The sequence below is a fragment of the Thalassoroseus pseudoceratinae genome, assembly GCF_011634775.1.
Classification (GTDB): Bacteria; Planctomycetota; Planctomycetia; order Planctomycetales; family Planctomycetaceae; genus Thalassoroseus; species Thalassoroseus pseudoceratinae.
On record NZ_JAALXT010000001.1, the window covers coordinates 1,338,244 to 1,357,400 of the forward strand.

Below are 19,157 nucleotides of genomic sequence, written 5' to 3' on the forward strand. Positions count from 1 at the left end.
CTTTGATCTTCGGAAGAGGTTCAACGCTCAAACTTGCGGCGGCGGAGTTGCACCGGGTGGGGGGCTACCCTGGCCGGATTGAATATAGCCACCGCGTCCCATGGCGTACTCGTCTGCGGTGGGCTCATCGGCCAAAAGCACATCGCCTTCGCGTGACTCCTGAAAGTAGCGTTTGAGAAACGGCACGCACCAACCACAGCCGGTCCCCGCTCCTCCGCAGTCCGCAAGTTGACTCGGAACCCGTGGCTGGTGAATCCGCAAGTAGTTCAACACCTTCCGCTTGGAGACATGGAAACAAAGGCACAACTCGTCATCCAATTCCACAGTATTTACTCCTGCGACGGGATCAGTACGATTTCGCCGTCTTGAATTTCAAAACTCAGCCCCGCCTGTTCCGTGACAGACTTCAAGATCTCGCCGAGCGTTGTGTCTTCTAGCAATATGGTCACAGTTCGATCGAGTTGAGCCGGGGGAATTCGCGGGTCTGCGGTCCGAATTGGCACGCCGAGAAACTCCTCGAACTCGGTCAGGATTTCCCGTACTGCAATCGGTCGCGGTTGATCGAACCGCTTCACTCGCACATCGAGTGCTTGCTGCACGTCGACGACTACCGCCGGTTCTATGGCGACGTCAGCTGCAAACATCGGTTCAATCGGCTGATCGAGGGCGGCTTGCATCTCTGGGGGATCATTGGGCTCGGGAGGCGCGGGCAACGGAACATCAATCTTTGGGGGATCGCCATTCTCTTCGACGATGGCGACGGGTACCACCGGGACTTCAACGACCGGCGGTGCGGGGTCATCGACCACTGTTGGTGGCTCATCCGTTTCCACAGGAGTTTCGACTGGTGGAGTGCCCGTATCCTCGTCAGCCCGCGTGGGGTTCTTTGACGGCAAGTCTTTCTCGGCGGTTATTTTGGAACTTTCCTGGTTCGGCCAGAACAGAACGCCCATCAACAACAGCCCCAGGCTTGCCGCGAGAGCCCAAGAGATTCGTTGCGGTGTCCACAAGTGATTCCGAGCTTCCATAGGAATCGGAAGTTCCGGTTCACCCAATGGTTCGGCAAGGAATTCCGTGTCAATGCCGGCGACGATCCGGATGGGTTGATCACAGTGTGGACAGTCGAGTTCCTTCCCAAGATACGCACGATTTCGAATCCGTAACGGTGCCTGACAATGCGGACACGGAAACTGTGAGGGCATGAGGACACCACTTGCGGTTTGGGGAAACCGATTCGCTCGACCGCTATTCCTTGGGCATTTCCAACTCAAGTGGTTTGAGCTTGTTCTTTTCGGCAAATTGGAAGGTGGTGACTTCGAGCGTCATCTTCTGCTCATCCTTGATGCAAATACACATCTTGTCGTATTGGCTGAAGATCTTTGCAAGTGCTTGCTCGGAGGGGATGATGCCGAGATTGAATGACTGCGGCATGTTCTTCGTGTAACCGGCAAACTTCAGGGCATCGCCGTCGATTACGATGGTCAGTTTCGTGGCTTCGGCGATATCGGTGATCGCTTCCTGCAATGGGCGACGAGTGAATTCCGCTTCGATTGGCAGCTTCAGACGCCCCGCGATCGTGGTCGGAAGTTGGGGTTCCTTCGAAGTGGGTGCCGGGCCAACAGATTTGGAGAAATCGGTGCGAGTCGATTCATCCCATGTTAGCAACGCCGCCAACGCCAAATTCGGAGCGGCTCGCTCATCGAGAACGGTTGTCAGTTGCACGAACCGATCACCTTTCCCCGTCAGCGTTTTCAGCGAATACATTTGCATCATCGCGGGGAATCGCCCGATCAACTGTCGATATCCACGTTGTGCCGGGGACATTTTTCGCACCATGCCAAGCAGTTCCTCGGGCAGTTGGCGAAGATGTTTTTCCATTGTCCGGGTGACGGTTTGCAGCGACGATCCGCTGTTGCCGCTCCGGACTTGGAGTTGCGAGACGAATTGTCGATCGGTCAGTTGCATGCTCCAGGCGACCGCGTCGATCTCGACACCCGCATCCAACCACTCCAACACGACTTCGGCCGCTGGCTGAATGTTTTCCGGAAGGATTTCTTCGCGGAACGTTAGCAAATCATTGCGGCTGAATACTACACTCACCGGCCGATTGCGGTCGGTCATCGGCAGGAGTTCATCCAAACCGGGACGAGCCGAACCGCCGCCACTCTCGGTCATTTTCATTTCCTCGATATCCCGCATGTTCCAAACCGAGAAGGAAGGAACATCCCCGCTGGCAGGGTCAGGACGCAGCAGGTACGCACGGCCGTCTTTCGTGTAGTAGTCCGAGGAGTCGGTGCCTTCCAACCGTTTGAAGCCATACTCGACGAGAAATGCCGACCGCTTTCGTGGCTCGACCAATCGCACGTTCGTGGCGAGAATCGGATCCAAGTTTTGGCCCGGTTGTGCGAGGTAGAATTGAAGTTCCGCGATTTCGGTCGGTTGGAAACCGCTGAGGGTTTCGATTTGTCCTTCCAACCATGTCCCGAGTGGTCCCAATGCGGCCCGGAACTCTTGGAATTGTGGGTTCGTGCCCCACAAGTCGGCGGGGTGCAAGTTGATGACGGCACTGGTTCCCAACGGAGCCATTTCCAACGGGATCGGCTGGCCCTTCGGAGGCATTGTCTTTTCGAGGAATTCGTTTGATGCCGTGAATGCCGACTCTGACGTGGATTTCTCTTGAACGAATCTCTTGTCGACTTTCGGTGGTTCTTTCTTCGGTCCGGTATCGGCCACGGGAGCCGGTTGATTGTTGACCCAGACCACACCACCGACAATCACCGCCGCAATACCCGCGCCGGTGAGAATGCCCATCAACCGCTGTTTCTTCTTCCGCTGACCAGGACGGTAGGAAGACGTGGAAACCGAAGCAGTCGCCGCCGTTTCTTCAGCCACTGCGGTCGCCTTCGTAGCAGATTCTGGCTGCGAGTGAATCTCGACGACCTGATTGCGATCGAACAAAATTTTGTAGGGACCGGCTGCATGCTGGAACAACAAGTATTCTCGCTTGCGTGTCGCAACTTCACCGGTTTTTGGATTCTTCACTTTCGCCGCGACGATCTTCTTCTTCGCGGGTTTGCCGAGAAGTTTGACCACGTCATCTTTGGATTGTCCGCGTTCAATCAGAGGAGCGGATGGCGTCTCGTTGACGGCTGGTTCCGGTTGGGTTTCGACGGCCACCGAAGTTTCCGGGGCTTGTTCGCCCACGACGGGAAATGCAGGCTCATCGCTGACGCCGGGGAAATCGAAAGTGTTGCCCGCTGGCGAATTGACGGCAGGTTCATCGGGAACCCATTGAGGTGCCGTCCCGATCGCGGGTTCATCCTCAGCGAGTTGAAGTTCGACTTCTTCCGGCTCTTTGAGGACGAATTTGTGCTGGCACTGCGGACACTTCCCCAGCTTGCCCAGCAAACTGCGGTTTGGCAACTTTAGCGCACTGGAACATTTGGGGCAGGGGATCAGTAACTCGGACATGGCACTTCACGGTTGAAGATCATTAGGTCGAACACCGCTTTCTATTCTAAGTCCCGAAAAACCGGTTGCCAAGGCGTTTCCGCGATCCTGGGGGCCTGTTTGACCCGCGCATGAAAAAACGCCGAGGCGAATCTCGGCGTCGCAGGACGTGAACATAAAACACGATCAGAGCGGAACCCCATCAATTCGGGTGATCTTCGACTCCCCTATAACAGCGTCCGAAGTTCCGCGACGGCTGGGGAAATGCGGTTGGCTAGTCGATCCAAATGTGGTCGATCGACAGTGTTGCAACGGTTGATCCATTGCGCGACCGCTCGCCAATCACGATCCAGCTCGGTGATTTCCCGAATCACATCGGGCCGATCCGCTCCAGCGATCAGCATTTCGTGAATCCGCCGAGTGCGTTGCGTCAACGTGGACGCATCTTGCATGGCTTGATTGCGGAACGTCTCTCGCGATGTGCTCAACCAGCGACCAATGTCGGACTCCAAGTGGTAAGCCAAGTTGTCCAGGGTCGAGATGGCTTCGATGGCTCGGTCGTAGTTGTAGTTTCCGGAGCTGCTGCCCGTCTCGAACCGCAACGCGGTGGCCAACGCTTCGATGTTCTGCTCGATTTCACTGAGTACCTGTTGAGCGGCTTGGCTTTTGAGATCACGGAACAATCCGCTAAATGACTGCCAGGCGTCATCAACGTATTGGTACGCTTCCACAACCCGTTCCGTGGATTCGTTCCGCGAAACGACATCATTGAAGTGCTCGCAGGTTCCGTAGAATTCATCGGAAATCGCCAACACTTGATCGGCACGTGGAAGTTCGATCAACAATTTGAGCGGTGCACGAACGAAGAAGTCATCAACGTCACGTTGGAGCAGCGAAGAGATGTAAATTAGCCGTTCGCGGTCCATCTGGTGCGGCATCCACAACAACTCGTGCATTTGGTGATCGAGTTCGTTGATGCGACGAACGTCTCGTTCCAAGTACCGGTTGTTGAGCGGTCGCAGTTTGGTGGCGAACGGAAACCACATTTGTTGGAACATGCGGTACTCGTCCAAGACGAGCCGATATTCTTCCTGATCCGCGACGGAGTCGTAGCAGATTTCCGCTTGCTGTTGGATTCGACGCCCTTCCAACAACAGATTCTGTTTCTGCTGCGAGCGGGGTAGTTCGACTTCGATGTCTTCCATCAAGTTGTGCACGCCGGATGCCAAGGAGGCCGTCTGAGACATCAATGCCCGTCGATCCAACTGCGGAGCAATCTCAAAGACTTTACCAACTTCCTTCGCGTAATCGTTGATGGTGCGAATCTGTTGGATGGTGTTCCGGCTGAGACCGCTCAGTTGCGAAAGACGATAGGCCAGCAAACGCCAGTCTTTGTCGAGTCCTTTGAGATCATTGTGGATCTCGTTGTGATCGTTGTACTGTTGGGCTCGCTGCGAGATGATGGCCACTCGGGCCCGCATTCGGAGCAAGTCGTCAAAGTACGGACGAATGCCAGAAACTCGTCGCATGTCTTCGCTGAGCAGCGAGGTCAGGCGGTCCGCTTCCCGACTCACTTGCGGAAGCACACGCCGTGCGGCTTCCATTTCCCGTGTGGGTCGAGTCAAGTTCTGGGGTTGGGTGTTGATCGGGCGACGGTCGTCATATCGCCGATCGTCAGGATACGAAAGTTCGCGGCTGCGGCGTTCCGTTTCTGTCAAGGATTTCAGAATGTCATCGATTTCTTCCCGCGAAGGGGCTTCCGTCGGAGGTTCGTAGACAGCCCGAGTGATGGGCGGTCGATTCGAGGTTCGGTAATCACGCGAGTCGTTCCGGTAGCGATCGTATTCGCGTCGGTCTTGCGAGTTCGCGGCCTGAGTAATGACGATCGAAGCCACGCCGGTCAGCAACATGGCTGCTGCGAGGCGTCGGAGTCCGATCATTCGACGGATCATCTTGGCGGGCAGAGACGCCGCCCACGTCCCGAGGTGAGTCATCTGGGGAATCCTTTCATTTGATGGGAATTACTGACCGGAGTCAGAATTGACGACTTCCGAATGCGTCAAGAGAACTAAGCACCCCGCCGCAAAGTGGGTTCCTTAGGGCGCGAGGTATTATGGAAATTCTTTCAGTCTTGCCAAGATCAGTATTTCATTGAACGAATTACCAGTAACAGACCATCCCAGATGACAAGCCACGGCAAAGAATCTCCGATTTAACAGGGTTTTTCCGCATTCTCGTTGCCGGCCGGGAATCGAAACAGTTCCCGAGTCAGAACAACCGAAAAAGGAAAAGGGGAGGTTCCCTTCAAACTTTTTTCACGGCGAACAGTTCGAGTTCCGAATGGATGACGAAGCCCCCGGAGTTCCAGAGTGGGTCGTGACTTATGGCGATATGATGTCGCTGTTGCTCACGTTCTTCATCATGCTGGTTTCCTTGAGCGAAGTGGTCGCCGACAAAAAATATCAGGCGATTCTCGAAGCGATCATGCAATATTCCGGCTATGAAGCCGCACCGCCATCGCCAGAGGGCAAGAATTTCGCTTTGAATTCGGTGGTTGAACGGCTAGATACGCTCGGCTCGTTCACATCAGGTCCGGGAACGGGAGGCATTCGCCAAGCCAGTATGCCGGGGGAATCGTTGCAAATTCTCCGCACTCGCGAGGGGAAACCCAGACGCGTCGGCAATCCGATCCTGTTCGAGACCGGCGAATTTACACTCTCGGAAGCTGCTCTGGACCAACTCGTGGAAGCCGCCCGGCAATTAGCGGGAAAACCGAACAAAATCGATCTTCGCGGCCACGTCGCTCACGACACCGAAAACACGGGCATTATGCTTTGTTACCAGCGGTCCAAAGCCGTTCGGGCCGAGTTGATCGCCTTGGGAATCTCGCCGGTCCGGATTCGGATCACGGCGGTTGGAAGTGCGGAACCGGAAACGACAATTAGCGACCAACTCACCCCGCACCCGGATCGTGTCGAAGTGATGATTCTCGACGCATTCGCCAGCGAATTCATCGGCCCGAGTGAATTGCCGGAGTAGTCTGCCGACAGGCTATCACCGGCATGCCGCCACGATCTGCACCCGTCATAGGGCGGGGGACACTTTCCGACGAACCGTATCGCCATCCGTCAAAAAACGAAAGCGGCGGTCCGGTTGGAAGGTGAGTTCCACCGGACCGCCGCTTCGCGACCCCAAGGCACGGTCAGGGAGTCAGGACGGTTTCCATTGATTTTCCTGCGATTTCAGGCCAGCGTCTCGTGAACGGCTGTGGTCTGAGCGCCATCGGTGTTTCCAGTGCCGATCGACAGTCGTTGAGACCATTCGCGGGCGGGAGATGAAGTCCCAGAGAGAATTTCGGCGTCGCGGCGCTGCATCTCATCGAGAACAATCGGGTGCAAGTCGTCGCCGCGATTTTCCGGCGGTACATAGTGACTCCGCGCCCACGATCGGAGCCGAAGTTCCTGCACAACGTCGTTTTCGATTTCGTCCGAATGCTGCATGATGTGTCGTATCCTTCCGTTTGCATCACCCCGCAAACGTCGATTCCGAAAGTAACGGCGGGGATTCGGTACACAGAATCATCGTCGGAATCCGACGCGAAATGGCGTCAATCCGGCGGGAAGATGGTTCGGCGTGGCGAACTCTCGTGAATCACCCATCGCGGCAAGCAAGATCGGTCCATCAACCCTGAATCGCAACGATTTCCCGACCGGACTCGTCGTTACAAAACAAGATTGCAAACGCGAAAACCCCCAAAAACCCTGAAGAAGAGGGTCCTATCGGCAAAATGAAAATCCGACTTGACGAAAAAATTGCAAAGGACTAGATTTCCGCCGCTTTGAGAGTCTAACCCCCGGAGCGTTTCCGGATCATCCGTCGCAAAACCTTCTTGACTCCTCGCTTAGACCCAACGGAGACCCAGACCATGAGTGAACGGAATCACTCCACTCCGGAGCCGGCGGCTCAATCCTTCCCAACCGAAGGTGCCCCGAATCCGACCGAGCCGACCCCAATGCAGCCCGCGAAGTCTCGTGCAGCCGCACGACGCAACAAACTTGTTTGGATTGTCGGTGGAACCGTGACGGCCGTCGCGTTGTTCGCCATCGGTTTCCAACTGTTGCGGCAAAACGAAGCTGTCGCCGAAACCGCCGAAGATGCGGCCGCTCGGCAACAAAAAGCCAATCAAATCGCCAAATTGCGACAACGTCCGTTGGCTCGCGTTGGCAAAAAAGTGATCAACTACGACACCGTCGCCAACGAGTGCTTCATTCGCTACGGCGATGAAGTCTTGGAAACCATGAAGAATCGGCTGATCATTCAGCAAGCCTGCGAAGAACGCGGCATTGAGATTTCGGCTCAACAAGTCGACGCCGAAGTGCTGAAAATCGCCAAGAAATTCAACCTCACACCAGACAACTGGTACGCCATGCTGCATTCGGAACGGGGTTTGACTCCGCTCCAGTACCGCACCGATGTCATTTGGCCAATGCTCGCGTTGAAAGCCCTCGCGGGGAACACTGTCGACGTCACCAAAGAAGACTTGGCCAAAGCCTTCGAAAGTGCCTACGGTCCACGTGTGCAAGCGAAGATGATCATGCTGGACAACTTCCGTCACGCGGAAAGCGTCTGGGCGGAAGCCAAAAAGAAACCGGAAGACTTCGAGCGTTTGGCTCAAGAGCACTCCATCGAACCGAACAGCCGTGCACTGGGCGGCACCGTTCCACCGATTCGCAAGCACGCTGGCAACTCGGAAATCGTGAAACGAGCGTTCTCGATGAAAGCGGGCGAGGTCTCTCCCGTCATCCAAGCCGCTCCTGGCCGATTTGTGATCCTCAAGTGTGAAGGCTTCACGGACCCGGTCGTTAAAGAGATGACCCCGGAAGTTCAACAAGAGCTTTACAACTCGCTGATCGAAGAGAAAACTCAAGTGGCCGTCGCGAAAGTCTTTGAGCAACTCAAGAAAGAAATCCGCGTCGACGACTACCTCAAAGACATGACCACCGGCGGTCACGTGCAACAAGTGTCGGGTCAACAAGAACCCGCCGGCACCGCCAACGTCCGACAAGCCACCGGCCAAACTCCACCGGCTCGTCGCTAAACTTCGTGACGTGGTCAGGTCTGGAGTGATGAAGTGAATCACGAACCACCGGTTTTTCTGGTGGTTCGTTTTTTGGTGAACCTGAAAAATCTCGGCGTGTCGGTCTTTTCGGATCGGCACGCCGTTCCTCTGCGCACACACAACGATTACAATTTCCCCAGCGATCCGCCTTCCTGCAATCCAGTTTTGAACCATCATGCGTAGTGAATCCGAACTTCCATTTGAAGATGACACTTTCAGCATTCCCGTCGCGGAGCGGGTCAAACGCTTGCCGCCGTACCTGTTCGGCAAGATCAACAAGCTGAAGTATGAGAAGCGATCGGCGGGGATCGACGTGATCGATCTCGGCATGGGCAACCCCACCGATCCGCCTGATCCGATCATCAGCCAAAAACTCACCGAAGCGATCTCCGATCCGAAAAACCACCGGTATTCGGTTTCCAACGGGATTCACAATCTGCGGAAGGAAGTCGCCAAACGGTATTACAAGAAGTACGGCGTGCAACTCGATCCAGACAGCGAAGTGCTCGCGTGTCTTGGTTCCAAGGAAGGGTTTAGCCACCTGTGTTTGGCATTGATGGGCCCCGGCGACACCGCCATTGTGCCGGCTCCGTCATTTCCCATTCACGTTTATGCAGTCGTACTGGCGGCCGGAAACGTCATCGCAATCGACGTCCGCGATCCCAACAAATTTCTGGAACGCATTGCCTACACCTGCGAGCATCTTTACCCCGCCCCGAAAGTTGTCATCGTCAACTTCCCGCACAACCCATCGGGAACGTGCATCGAGCAGGATTTTTACGTCGATCTGGTCAAGCTGGCGAAAAAGTACAACTTCCTTGTGATCAGCGACTTTGCGTATGCGGATATTTGTTTTGAAGGTTATCAAGCCCCGAGTTTCCTCAGCACACCCGGCGCGAAAGACGTCGGCGTCGAATTCACGACGATGAGCAAAGGTTACTCGATGGCTGGTTGGCGGATCGGTTTCTGCACGGGGAATGCCGAGATGGTCCGGGCACTCGCCACGATTAAAGGTTACTACGACTACGGCATCTTCCAAGCGGTTCAAATTGCCGCCATCGTCGCCATGCGACACGCGGAGGCGGCCGTCGAAGCCGTCGCCGCCGAGTACGAGAAGCGTCGCGACGCCCTTTGCGAAGGACTCGAACGCATTGGTTGGGAGATGGAGAAACCTCGGGCCGGGATGTTCGTTTGGGCAAAAATCCCTGAACCGTGGAGCAAAATGGGGTCGATCGACTTCGCGATGAAACTTCTGGACGAAGCCGGTGTCGCGGTCAGCCCCGGACGTGGCTTCGGTGAGGAAGGCGAAGGCCATTTGCGGCTCGCTATCGTCGAAAACACCCAACGCCTGCGTCAGGCAGTCCGCAACATCGGCCGTTGTCTTTCGGATTCCACACCGCCAGTGGAAACGGCGACAACCTAATCGCACCACCTGGGATTCCGTTCGCTGCTCGACCTCGCCAATGACGTGTCCATCGTTGTCATCGACGAGGCCAAGCAATACACTTTTGCACACAAAATTTGATTCTCTCGAATTGATCAACTGATTGCCAAAATTATGAGTCCGTCCGATCAACCGCTGCACTTTCAAACTCGAAGCGTTCACATCGGGGTCGATAAAGACCCCAGCTACAAAAGTGCCACGACGCCGATTTATCCCACATCGACATTCCGTTGGGACGACTGCCAAACCAACGCCGGTTACGACTACACCCGCAGTGGCAACCCAACTCGGGCGGCTCTGGAAGAGAACATTGCGTCGCTTGAAGGCGGTGTGAGTTGCCGCGCGACTTGCACCGGGATGTCCGCCATCACCACCACAATGCACCTGTTCGAACCCGGTGATCACATCATCGCCGGTCACGACATTTACGGCGGTACCTATCGCCTGTTCGCCGACGTATTCACGAAAATGGGGCTGAAATTTTCCTTCGTGAATATGGGAGATCCGGCCAATATCCGTGCGGCGGCCACACCCGAAACCAAATGCATTTGGATCGAAACCCCATCGAATCCGTTGCTCAACATCGTCGACATCAAAGCTGTCACCGATATCGCGAAGGATCTCGGCGTTATCACGATCGCAGACAACACCTTCCTGTCCCCCGCGTTGCAACGCCCATTCGAACACGGTGTGGATATCGTGATCCACTCGACCACAAAATACCTCAACGGGCACTCCGATGTCGTCGGCGGCTGCGTCGTTTCCAAGACGGAAGAGCACGGCGAGAAAATCGCGTACATTGTCAACGCACTTGGACTGGGGAATTCACCATTCGATGCATGGTTGGTTCTGCGGGGAGTCAAAACACTCGCACCGCGGATGAAGGCTCATCAAGAATCGGCCATGGCCCTTGCACGATTCTTGGCGGATCATCCGAAAGTCGAGAAAGTCTACTATCCCGGCTTGGAATCGCACCCCGGTCACGAACTCGCCAAACGCCAACAAGACGGCTTCGGTGCTATGATGAGTTTCGACGTCGCCGGCGACGGGGAATACGCTCAGAAGGTGTTGTCAAACACGAAACTCTTCCAATTGGCCGAGTCGTTGGGGGGTGTGGAAAGTCTCGTCGAGTATCCGGAACTGATGAGTCACGCCTCGATGACCGCCGCCGCTCGCAAGGAAGCCGGGATTAGCGAGAAAACTATCCGTGTGTCCGTCGGCATCGAACACCCCGACGACCTGATCGCCGACATGAAATCCGCACTCGAATCCTGATCCGCTATGAGGTTTGCGTTAGTCGGTGACGATCCCGCCATGCTCCCGTTGGTGCAAGCCATCGGGGATTCGGAGCGGCACGAACTCACCCATGCGACGCTGTCAGGCGATATCACCACGGATCTGCTTCAACTCGTGCCGCAGGTCAAGATCGTCGATGATTGGTCGGAACTACTCGTCCTAAAAGAACTCGACACAGTCCTCGTTGGCGGTAGTGCCGCGAGCGTGCTGGAAGCGGCCCGTCGTTTGGCGGGGGAGGGCATCTCGATGATGGTCTTTCCCTGCGTGGCCTACGGCGAAGGGTTGGCGTACGAACTTGCGTTGATTCGTGACGAACATGGCGCAACGATTTTACCGGCCGTTCCGTTGGCAATTCACCCCGCCACAATTGCGATTCACGGGCAAATTGAAGACGCCCGCAACCCCGATGCGAACGTCGACGATGTTCCGAAGATTCGGGAAATCCGGCTCCGCCGGCGTATCAACACCGGCAACGCAAACCGGATGACGCGGAGCGATCTCGAGTCGAGTTTGCTCAGCGACCTTTGCATTCTCGGTGGGCTATCGAAGACTTATCATCGCATCACGGCGATCCTCACCGGTTCCACCGAAGATTCACTGTCGACCGCAACAGTCACTCTCAATGGTAGCGGTTTGCCCGATGCGGTTTGGACCTGTGAGACTGCCGACCATGACCGTCGGGATCTCACGTTCGTTCTTAATGAAGATGAACAGCGTTACTCCAGTGGCGAAACCCTCGACGAACTCGTTTTGGAAAACGCCTCGGAGTCCTACGCGCAACGTCCAGCGGGTCAGTCTCTGCTCAAAGCGATTGAGCATCCCAATCAACCCCGTCGCACCTCGGCTGGCACCGCCATCCAAGCATTCAACTGGACCAACCTTGTTCGCGCTTACGAACAACTTCACGCCGTCCGCAAGAGCATTCGCAAGGGGCGGACGATTGAACTGCACTTTGAGGACACCAGCGAACGCAGTCAGTTCAAATCGCAGATGACGGCGATCGGCTGCGGTGTGTTGACGCTGACGTTCTTCGGGGTGCTGGCGTATCTCGGTGTGGCAGCGGTGTTCGACAATCGAACCGGCATCGAAAAACGGGCCGAAGTCCGGAATGCGATTCTCTACCAAGACCGATTCCAGGCGGAACAACCGAGTCTCACGCGGGTCGGACAGGAACAACTTGATTCACTCATCGAATCCCGCAGTTTTCCCATCGTGATCGAAGCCACGGAAGTGGCGACACTCGATTCCGCTCGCAAGGAACGTGTGTCGGAAAAACTCGACAACGCCAACATCGAAAACCCGACGACGCAAATTGAAGTGCTACCGATCGCCGGTCCGACACTCGCAACCATTCTGAAAGTGACACGGATTCTCGTCTTTTTGCCGCTCTTTCTCTTTCTGCTCAGCCAGATTCTGCTGGTGATCACCAAACCGTCGCAGTCGTAGAACCGTTGCAATCCGCAGTCCCGATTCGAACGGTGATGGCATAGGAAATCTCAAAGATTTGCGTGTTGCCAAAATGAAACATTCTGCAACTCCCGGCCTGTGACCTATTGATTGGTTAACAGAGTTTTTGGGAGATTGACAATGACGAAAAACGAGACAACTCTAACCGCAGGGCTCCTGCCAGATGTGGGCCTGCTTTGCGGAATCCTGATGGGGCTCGCTGTGGCCAACATCGGCGGGCCAATGACTCAAATGAGTGCTTTGGCGATCGTCACCGGCGGATTGGCGATGCGTGCGGTTCTTTCCACGACCCGTCATCTGCGGAAAGTCAAAGAGACTCGTCAAGCGTTGACCGAAGCCATGCAACGGCTCGAACGCCACATCCAAAGCCAACCGCCATACATCAAGTCTCACGACTTACCAACACCTCACATTCAGGCCGCACGAACACCGGTTCGTCATTCGCGTCGGTCCCGCATTTTCGAATGAGCCGTTGAACCTTCGGCTTTCATTCGAACACGTCACCTCCTCCGCGTGACCTCTAGACTGTTGCAACTCGTTGCCAGTAGTTAACATCGATCCCAGCGCCGCTTTTTGACTTTATATGTCGTGTCGCCGGGAGTCGTTGTTTATGGGAGTTCAAGAGTTGCTCGATAGCCTGTCGGGGTTGTCGACATTCGTGATCGCCGGCGCGTTCGCGATTCATGTGTTTTTCTTTTTCGTGCTTTGGGTTTGGTCACGCCGCGACCTCAAGAACATTGCCTCGTCGTTGGCGGAATTCACCCAGGATTTGCGACATCGCAGTGTGCTGTCTTCAACCGGGCATCTGTCCGATCAAATTGAAGCGTTCCTCGCGGACGTCAACGAAGTCGTCGACAACCCGTCGCGACGTGCCGATCGTGAGGCGTTGCTCCACCGAATCAATATCCTGGATGGTCGCCGGAAGTATCTCAATTCGCTGTTCTTCGAGACCTGCTACAACTTGTCTCGGACAATGATCGAAGCCTACCCGCTGGCGGGGGTTTTGGGCACCATTTTAGCGATCGGGGCCGCGTTGCAGGGAGGGGGACCGACCACCGGAGTGGATGCCATTGTCGGCCGGTTCGGTGATGCAATTTGGTCAACCTTTGCTGGTCTAATCGCGGCCATCGCGTTGATGTTCATCAACGGTCTGGTGGAAACGACCTTCAGTCGCCTGAGTGAAAATCGCACACACGTCCGCGAAACCACGGCCCGTGTGAAACGCGAACTGGCATTGTCCTCTCGTCCGTTGGAAATTCCGGGAGGCTCGGAATGAGACTGATGAATCGCCGATTGACGTTTCAGCTCACTCCGCTCCTCGACTTGCTGCTTATCGTGATTTTCGCTCAGTACATGGAGGTGCGTGAAACCACCACCAAGACGGAAGAGGAAATCAACCGCAAAGCCCGAATTGAAATCGCCGAAGCTCGCGAGGAAGCCCGGTTGCTCGCCGACCAACTCGAAGCCATGGTGCTAGACCAAGATCAATTCCGCGCGGGTTTCGACCAACGCTTGCAAGATCTTTCGGAAGAACTCAAGCTTGCCCTGGAAAATCGCAAACAGATCGCCACGCTGATGGCGGCCTTGTTCAACATTCCCAAGGAAACCATTGAAAAGGTCATCAAGCAGCAACCGCGTTCGCCCGAAGAACGGGAGCAACTGCGGAAACTCGCTGCCGAGTTGTCGTCCGAGAAACGGAACCCGGCGATCAAGCATCTGTTGGCTCATCAAGCAATGCGAAAGCGAGTGGATGTCTGGGAGCTTTCGATTGATGCGCAGGGAGTTGCCCATCTGTCGGCGGGCGGGGAGCAGCATAAATTCCGGTTTCGTCAAACCCGCGGGCAAGAACTCCAAGAGTTGCAAAAGCTCCCGAAAAGTCAGCGAGCCGACAAATACGCCGAGTTCCAAGGTGAAGCTGTCGAAGAGTTTGCGGATGAACTCTTCGACATTTACAAGCGTCTGCCGCAACCGAAGGACATCGTGATCATTCTGCTTTCCTGGTCCAGTGCGGAATCTCACTGGCGCCAACCTGCACTCGATGGGTTAGAATTGGCATTGCGATTGATGCACAGCAACCGTGAAGGAATCCAATTCGTGCCCGCAGTCATGGGCTTGGAGGTCAAAGAATGAATACCAAACGAAATATGAACCCCACGACGATTCACACACCATCAAGCCATCGGCTCGGCGGAGCCAGCGGGAAAGCCGTGGGCGGCGGGCTTGTCGTTGCGGCACTCCTGGTGCTCGGCAGTTATTTGGGTGGACTAGGTTTCGGCGTGGGCGGTGGCAGTGGAGATGGTGACGGCGACAGTCCGCCCAATTTGTCGGGCGTGCAAGGAACCATTGACTCCGAAACACCAACCACGCCCGATGAAACCGAATTGGAGATTGGGACAGTCGTCAATGTTCTAATCGATGGCAGCCAGTATCGGATCTTGAAATCTCCGGAAGCGAGTTGGACCGACACCGACAATTACACTGCAATCTCGCTGGAACGCGTTCTGTCAGCTGTTCAGAACGCCGATGGCGACTCGGGCGTCAAAATTCGGATCGCGCGTCGGGGCAATTCGCTTCCCGAAGCGGAGCTCAAGTTGCGGGAAGCCCTCCGGGATGCGGGGATCGAAGCGACCGAGATCGAAGAGCGAGACATGATGCTACCGTAGAGACACTGGCTAGTTTCGCTATGGTTCAGGTTGGAGATGAGGAAGATGTCGTCGGAAACGCGCTCGGTTATCATTACGGGTGGTGCCAAGGGAATCGGGTCTGGATGCGTCCGGGTCTTTGCGAAAGCTGGTTGGTCGGTCGCGATTCTCGATCGAGACCAATCCGCTGCCGAGGAATTGGCATCGGATATCAATTCCGAGATCGAAAGTCGAATTGCGGTCTTTGCATGTGACGTCAGTCAACCGACGCAACTGAAAGCGGCGATCGACGCGGCGGCAACGCGGTTCGGACGATTGGATTGCCTCGTCAATAACGCTGGTGTGCATCCGCCTGCGACACGCATTGAAGACACAAGCCTGGACGACCTCGCGCAAGTGATGCAGATCAACTTTGTGAGCACATTCGCAGGGGTGCAATTTGCGTTGCCGCACTTGCGAAAGACGAAGGGCACGGTTGTGATCATGTCCTCCATGACAGCCGTTCTGGGGCAAGATCAATCCAGCGCATACGCCTCGACGAAAGGCGCTCAACTCAGTTTGACGAAAGCACTGGCTAAGGAACTGGGGCCCGAAGGCATCCGCGTGAATGCAATTCTGCCGAGCAACATTGATACACCATTGATGCGAGAGTGGGCAGCTACGCTACCCGACCCGAAGTCCGCTTTGGACCGCGTCGCGGGGTTGCAAGTGTTGGGTCGTATGGGCACGTCGGAAGAAATCGGCGAAGTCGCGTTGTTCCTTGCCAGCGACGCATCCTCATTCATCACCGGCCAAGGCATCTGGGCCGATGGCGGAGCCAGCTTGGATTATTGAGCCACTTTGTCGAAAGTGTTGCGACACTTCTTACTCACGATCGGTGTTACATCGTGCAGGTCACAGCGCTCGATCGGAAACGTTGGTCATTGGGAGTCTGAGATGGCAACTCGGTTTGTAGCGGCGATCATCATTGCGATGTTGCCATTTTCGATCGTATTCGCACAGAACAACGACGATCGTTTCGTTCGGCGGATGACGCTCGATGACAAGAACGGCGACGGCAAACTGACACAGACCGAGTTTTCCGGTCCCAACCGATTGTTCGAGCGATTGGATGCCGACGGCGATGGTGTGATTGTCCTGAAGGAAGCCGCGAAAACGCTCAAGGAATTCCGAGCCCGCGTGGCCAAATTGCGTGGCGACCGCACGCAGCCCGCAACGGACCGCCCGCTGAATTCCTTCATGCGAACCGGTATTGGTCGGAAGGTGAAACCCGATTTTCCAGATGTGCGTTATGGCGACCACGAACGGCACGTCTTTGACATCTACCAGACGAAAACGGACGACTCGAAACCGGCCCCGTGTATGATCTGGATTCACGGCGGAGGTTTCCGAAGTGGAGATAAGTCGCAAGGTGGTCTATTCGCAAGCTCCTTTACCGATCACGGTATCCACTATGTCTCGCTCAATTATCGCTTGAGTCATCACGCCCTTGCTCCGGCGTGCTTCCATGATTGTGCACGAGCATTGCAGTTTATCCGACGCAACGCCGCGAAATGGAATATCGACAAAGAACGAATCGCTGTTGGCGGGGGGTCAGCCGGTTCGGGTCTCTCTCAGTGGCTGGCCTTTCACGAAGACCTTGCGGACGCCAACGCAACCGACCCCGTTCTCCGGGAGTCAACTCGGGTTTCGGCGGTAATTTTGCTCAACGCACAAACGTCTTACGACCTTCGCTGGATCAAGGAACACATTCCAGGCGACGCTTGGAAAGGGGACGGTTTACAAGAGCTGTTTGGCTACACGTCCGAGACGATCAACGAGATCAGTGAGGAGAAATTTCGGACCATTGAAGAATGCTCGCCTCTCACGCATTTCAGTGCCGACGCACCGCCAATATTATTTTTCTATCGGCGGTCGCGGGATCCCCGCATTGCGGAGCAAAACGCTATGGACGGGATTCACCATCCAATCTTCGGTCTGGAGTTGAAGAAGATCGCGGATAAGGTCGGTGTTGAGTGTGAAGTCTTCACGGTTGAGGACGAAGAGGATCGCGTCTTCTACAATCGGCGTTGGGATTACACCGTGAAATTCCTAAAGAAGCATTTTGGTTAGACGAGTTCACGCCCCGGCAACAACTCTGTGATGGGTTCCCCGAAGGGAAGAATTGGCATCGGGCGGCCGCTGCGATTGGGGAATGTGGTTTCGTAATCGATACCGAGATGGCGATAGACCGTGGCCCACAAGTCGTTCGGAGTCAGCGGCCGATCCTTGGGCCGTTCGCCTTTGGATGTGGTCGAACCAATCACCTGACCAGTTTGCATTCCGCCGCCTGAGACAAGCATGCTCATGGCTTGTGGCCAGTGATCACGACCGGGCTGCATCGTCTTCGTTTTGGTCCCGTTCTGATTGTTGATGCGGGGCGTACGGCCGAATTCTCCCGTCACGACGAGCATCACTTTCTCTGTCAGACCGCGATCGTGCAGGTCCTCCACTAACGCGGTGACGGCGCGGTCGTAAATTGGAAGTCGCAACTTGGTATCATCGAAGATGTGACAATTGACGGCGTGCGAATCCCAGTTGTACGTTCCCTGATTGAGCCACTTCACGCCAGACTGGTAGGGGTTTTCCATGACCATCGTCACGAAACTACAACCAGCTTCCACGAGGCGTCGTGCCAAGAGTGCCCGTTGTCCCCAGGCGTGTCGACCGTAGCGATCGCGGAGCGAGTCCGGTTCTTGAGAAAGATCAAACGCACTCCTCGCTCGATCACTGGTCAGTAATCCCAAAGCCTTCCCGGTGAATTCGTCGGTCGCGTCCATCAGCCCACTCTGGTCGATGTCCCGTCGAAGTTCATCGAACCCTCTCAGCAATCGCATCCGATCATCGAGCCGATCCGACAACGATGGATGCAGCGATAGGTTTTTGACTTCGAACTTCTCGTCACTCGGATCACCCGGAACATTGAATGGCACATAGGACGGCCCGAGATAAGCTGCCCCGAAGCTGTAAGTGTCCACGCCGGCTCGCCCCGCGTTCGTTCCGGTCACGTAGTTCGGAAGACCCGTGTTGTGTTGCTCACGCATTCTCGCCACGACCGAACCAACCGCGGGGGAATCATTCACGAAACCGGTGGGCTCTTTGGGTTTTCGACCGGTGAGAAACCGTTTGTGTCCGCCGCCATGATCGGCAAACTCGTGGGCGACCGAACGGATGATGTTGTATTTGTCCGCACATTTCGCATGCAGCGGCATATGTTCGCAGACATCCAACCCTGGCACATTCGTGGAAATCGGATGAAACGCTCCTCGATAATCGAGCGGAGCGTTGGGCTTCATATCGTACATTTCCATGTGCGGTGGACCACCTGGCAACCACACGAAAATGATCGAGGTCTCTTGCCGGTTCGAAGCCGTCTCATTCGCGGACGCCTGCAATCGCAAGCGGTCGGCCAGACTCAAACCGCCCAAACCAAGCGTGCCCCACTGGAGGAAACTTCGGCGAGTGACAGGACCGGCGCAGCGAGGTGGTGAGGTTGACATGCGAGACGATCCCTTCAGAGCACTTTCAGGCGACATGTGTTTCTATCAGTATGTCGCTCGATTTTTCACCGGTCAACAATAATCAAAGGGACGCGAGTTCGACAGCATCCGATACCCGTGAGCAATGTCGTTCCCGGCCAACCGATCGGTGGGAGATTGCGAGAGGATGCGATATACTTACGCCGGAAAGCCGGAATGCG

The 19,157-nt window shown here is 55.6% G+C and carries 17 protein-coding genes; 11 read left to right on the top strand and 6 right to left on the bottom strand.

Annotated elements, in window-relative coordinates:
- Positions 1–27: 27 nt before the first annotated feature.
- From G6R38_RS04990 to G6R38_RS05005, 4 genes are all read right to left on the bottom strand, one after another.
- Entirely contained in the window at positions 28–324 is a 297-nt protein-coding gene (locus G6R38_RS04990) for a (2Fe-2S)-binding protein (RefSeq protein ID WP_166820545.1), read from the bottom strand.
- 5 nt (positions 325–329) lie between these two features.
- Positions 330–1,202 carry a hypothetical protein gene (locus tag G6R38_RS04995; RefSeq protein ID WP_166820546.1) on the bottom strand — a complete coding sequence of 291 codons (873 nt, stop codon included), beginning with the start codon at positions 1,200–1,202 and terminating at the stop codon, positions 330–332.
- Positions 1,203–1,245: 43 nt separating this feature from the next.
- The gene (locus G6R38_RS05000) at positions 1,246–3,471 is read right to left on the bottom strand and encodes a hypothetical protein (RefSeq protein ID WP_166820548.1); all 2,226 of its coding nucleotides are present in this window, start codon (positions 3,469–3,471) and stop codon (positions 1,246–1,248) included.
- Positions 3,472–3,677: 206 nt separating this feature from the next.
- Complete coding sequence (locus G6R38_RS05005) at positions 3,678–5,444, bottom strand: hypothetical protein (protein WP_166820550.1); 1,767 nt, start codon at positions 5,442–5,444, stop codon at positions 3,678–3,680.
- 346 nt (positions 5,445–5,790) lie between these two features.
- On the opposite strand from G6R38_RS05005, the gene G6R38_RS05010 reads away from it, so the two are divergent.
- Complete coding sequence (locus G6R38_RS05010; protein ID WP_166820552.1) at positions 5,791–6,489, top strand: OmpA/MotB family protein; 699 nt, start codon at positions 5,791–5,793, stop codon at positions 6,487–6,489.
- Positions 6,490–6,692: 203 nt separating this feature from the next.
- Here G6R38_RS05010 and G6R38_RS05015 read toward each other — a convergent pair whose 3' ends face one another.
- Positions 6,693–6,950 (bottom strand): hypothetical protein, encoded by a 258-nt coding sequence (locus G6R38_RS05015; protein ID WP_166819648.1) that lies wholly within the window; start codon positions 6,948–6,950, stop codon positions 6,693–6,695.
- 425 nt (positions 6,951–7,375) lie between these two features.
- On the opposite strand from G6R38_RS05015, the gene G6R38_RS05020 reads away from it, so the two are divergent.
- The 10 genes from G6R38_RS05020 to G6R38_RS05065 all read left to right on the top strand — a co-directional run bounded on the left by G6R38_RS05020 (position 7,376) and on the right by G6R38_RS05065 (position 17,530).
- Positions 7,376–8,548 carry a peptidylprolyl isomerase gene (locus tag G6R38_RS05020; RefSeq protein WP_166820554.1) on the top strand — a complete coding sequence of 391 codons (1,173 nt, stop codon included), beginning with the start codon at positions 7,376–7,378 and terminating at the stop codon, positions 8,546–8,548.
- Positions 8,549–8,744: 196 nt separating this feature from the next.
- Positions 8,745–9,992, top strand: coding sequence for an aminotransferase class I/II-fold pyridoxal phosphate-dependent enzyme (locus G6R38_RS05025; RefSeq protein ID WP_166820556.1), 1,248 nt, complete (start codon positions 8,745–8,747; stop codon positions 9,990–9,992).
- A 135-nt stretch (positions 9,993–10,127) separates the two neighbouring features.
- A complete protein-coding gene (locus G6R38_RS05030; RefSeq protein WP_206028460.1) occupies positions 10,128–11,288 on the top strand; it encodes a trans-sulfuration enzyme family protein in 1,161 nt (386 codons plus the stop codon).
- 6 nt (positions 11,289–11,294) lie between these two features.
- Complete coding sequence (locus G6R38_RS05035) at positions 11,295–12,755, top strand: hypothetical protein (RefSeq protein ID WP_166820558.1); 1,461 nt, start codon at positions 11,295–11,297, stop codon at positions 12,753–12,755.
- Positions 12,756–12,896: 141 nt separating this feature from the next.
- Positions 12,897–13,244 (top strand): hypothetical protein, encoded by a 348-nt coding sequence (locus tag G6R38_RS05040; RefSeq protein WP_166820560.1) that lies wholly within the window; start codon positions 12,897–12,899, stop codon positions 13,242–13,244.
- A gap of 115 nt (positions 13,245–13,359) precedes the next feature.
- The gene (locus G6R38_RS05045; RefSeq protein ID WP_240928070.1) at positions 13,360–14,052 is read left to right on the top strand and encodes a MotA/TolQ/ExbB proton channel family protein; all 693 of its coding nucleotides are present in this window, start codon (positions 13,360–13,362) and stop codon (positions 14,050–14,052) included.
- Positions 14,053–14,057: 5 nt separating this feature from the next.
- A complete protein-coding gene (locus G6R38_RS05050) occupies positions 14,058–14,906 on the top strand; it encodes a hypothetical protein (RefSeq protein ID WP_166820562.1) in 849 nt (282 codons plus the stop codon).
- Positions 14,903–15,439, top strand: a complete 537-nt coding sequence (locus G6R38_RS05055) for a hypothetical protein (RefSeq protein WP_166820564.1) — start codon at positions 14,903–14,905, stop codon at positions 15,437–15,439. Before G6R38_RS05050 ends, G6R38_RS05055 begins: the two co-directional genes overlap by 4 nt.
- Positions 15,440–15,484: 45 nt before the next feature.
- Complete coding sequence (locus tag G6R38_RS05060) at positions 15,485–16,252, top strand: SDR family NAD(P)-dependent oxidoreductase (protein ID WP_166820566.1); 768 nt, start codon at positions 15,485–15,487, stop codon at positions 16,250–16,252.
- Positions 16,253–16,354: 102 nt separating this feature from the next.
- Complete coding sequence (locus tag G6R38_RS05065; protein WP_166820569.1) at positions 16,355–17,530, top strand: alpha/beta hydrolase fold domain-containing protein; 1,176 nt, start codon at positions 16,355–16,357, stop codon at positions 17,528–17,530.
- Here the strand turns inward: G6R38_RS05065 and G6R38_RS05070 are convergent.
- Positions 17,527–18,957 carry a DUF1501 domain-containing protein gene (locus tag G6R38_RS05070; protein WP_166820571.1) on the bottom strand — a complete coding sequence of 477 codons (1,431 nt, stop codon included), beginning with the start codon at positions 18,955–18,957 and terminating at the stop codon, positions 17,527–17,529. The genes G6R38_RS05065 and G6R38_RS05070 overlap by 4 nt on opposite strands.
- Positions 18,958–19,157: the final 200 nt, after the last annotated feature.

Excerpts from the sequence above, each read along its gene's own strand:
- G6R38_RS04995 (WP_166820546.1), bottom strand. The coding sequence starts at position 1,202 with ATGCCCTCACAGTTTCCGTGTCCGCATTGTCAGGCACCGTTACGGATT.
- G6R38_RS05000 (WP_166820548.1), bottom strand. The coding sequence starts at position 3,471 with ATGTCCGAGTTACTGATCCCCTGCCCCAAATGTTCCAGTGCGCTAAAG.
- G6R38_RS05005 (WP_166820550.1), bottom strand. The coding sequence starts at position 5,444 with ATGACTCACCTCGGGACGTGGGCGGCGTCTCTGCCCGCCAAGATGATC.
- G6R38_RS05010 (WP_166820552.1), top strand. The coding sequence starts at position 5,791 with ATGGATGACGAAGCCCCCGGAGTTCCAGAGTGGGTCGTGACTTATGGC.
- G6R38_RS05015 (WP_166819648.1), bottom strand. The coding sequence starts at position 6,950 with ATGCAGCATTCGGACGAAATCGAAAACGACGTTGTGCAGGAACTTCGG.
- G6R38_RS05020 (WP_166820554.1), top strand. The coding sequence starts at position 7,376 with ATGAGTGAACGGAATCACTCCACTCCGGAGCCGGCGGCTCAATCCTTC.
- G6R38_RS05025 (WP_166820556.1), top strand. The coding sequence starts at position 8,745 with ATGCGTAGTGAATCCGAACTTCCATTTGAAGATGACACTTTCAGCATT.
- G6R38_RS05030 (WP_206028460.1), top strand. The coding sequence starts at position 10,128 with ATGAGTCCGTCCGATCAACCGCTGCACTTTCAAACTCGAAGCGTTCAC.
- G6R38_RS05035 (WP_166820558.1), top strand. The coding sequence starts at position 11,295 with ATGAGGTTTGCGTTAGTCGGTGACGATCCCGCCATGCTCCCGTTGGTG.
- G6R38_RS05040 (WP_166820560.1), top strand. The coding sequence starts at position 12,897 with ATGACGAAAAACGAGACAACTCTAACCGCAGGGCTCCTGCCAGATGTG.
- G6R38_RS05045 (WP_240928070.1), top strand. The coding sequence starts at position 13,360 with ATGTCGTGTCGCCGGGAGTCGTTGTTTATGGGAGTTCAAGAGTTGCTC.
- G6R38_RS05050 (WP_166820562.1), top strand. The coding sequence starts at position 14,058 with ATGAATCGCCGATTGACGTTTCAGCTCACTCCGCTCCTCGACTTGCTG.
- G6R38_RS05055 (WP_166820564.1), top strand. The coding sequence starts at position 14,903 with ATGAATACCAAACGAAATATGAACCCCACGACGATTCACACACCATCA.
- G6R38_RS05060 (WP_166820566.1), top strand. The coding sequence starts at position 15,485 with ATGTCGTCGGAAACGCGCTCGGTTATCATTACGGGTGGTGCCAAGGGA.
- G6R38_RS05065 (WP_166820569.1), top strand. The coding sequence starts at position 16,355 with ATGGCAACTCGGTTTGTAGCGGCGATCATCATTGCGATGTTGCCATTT.
- G6R38_RS05070 (WP_166820571.1), bottom strand. The coding sequence starts at position 18,957 with ATGTCAACCTCACCACCTCGCTGCGCCGGTCCTGTCACTCGCCGAAGT.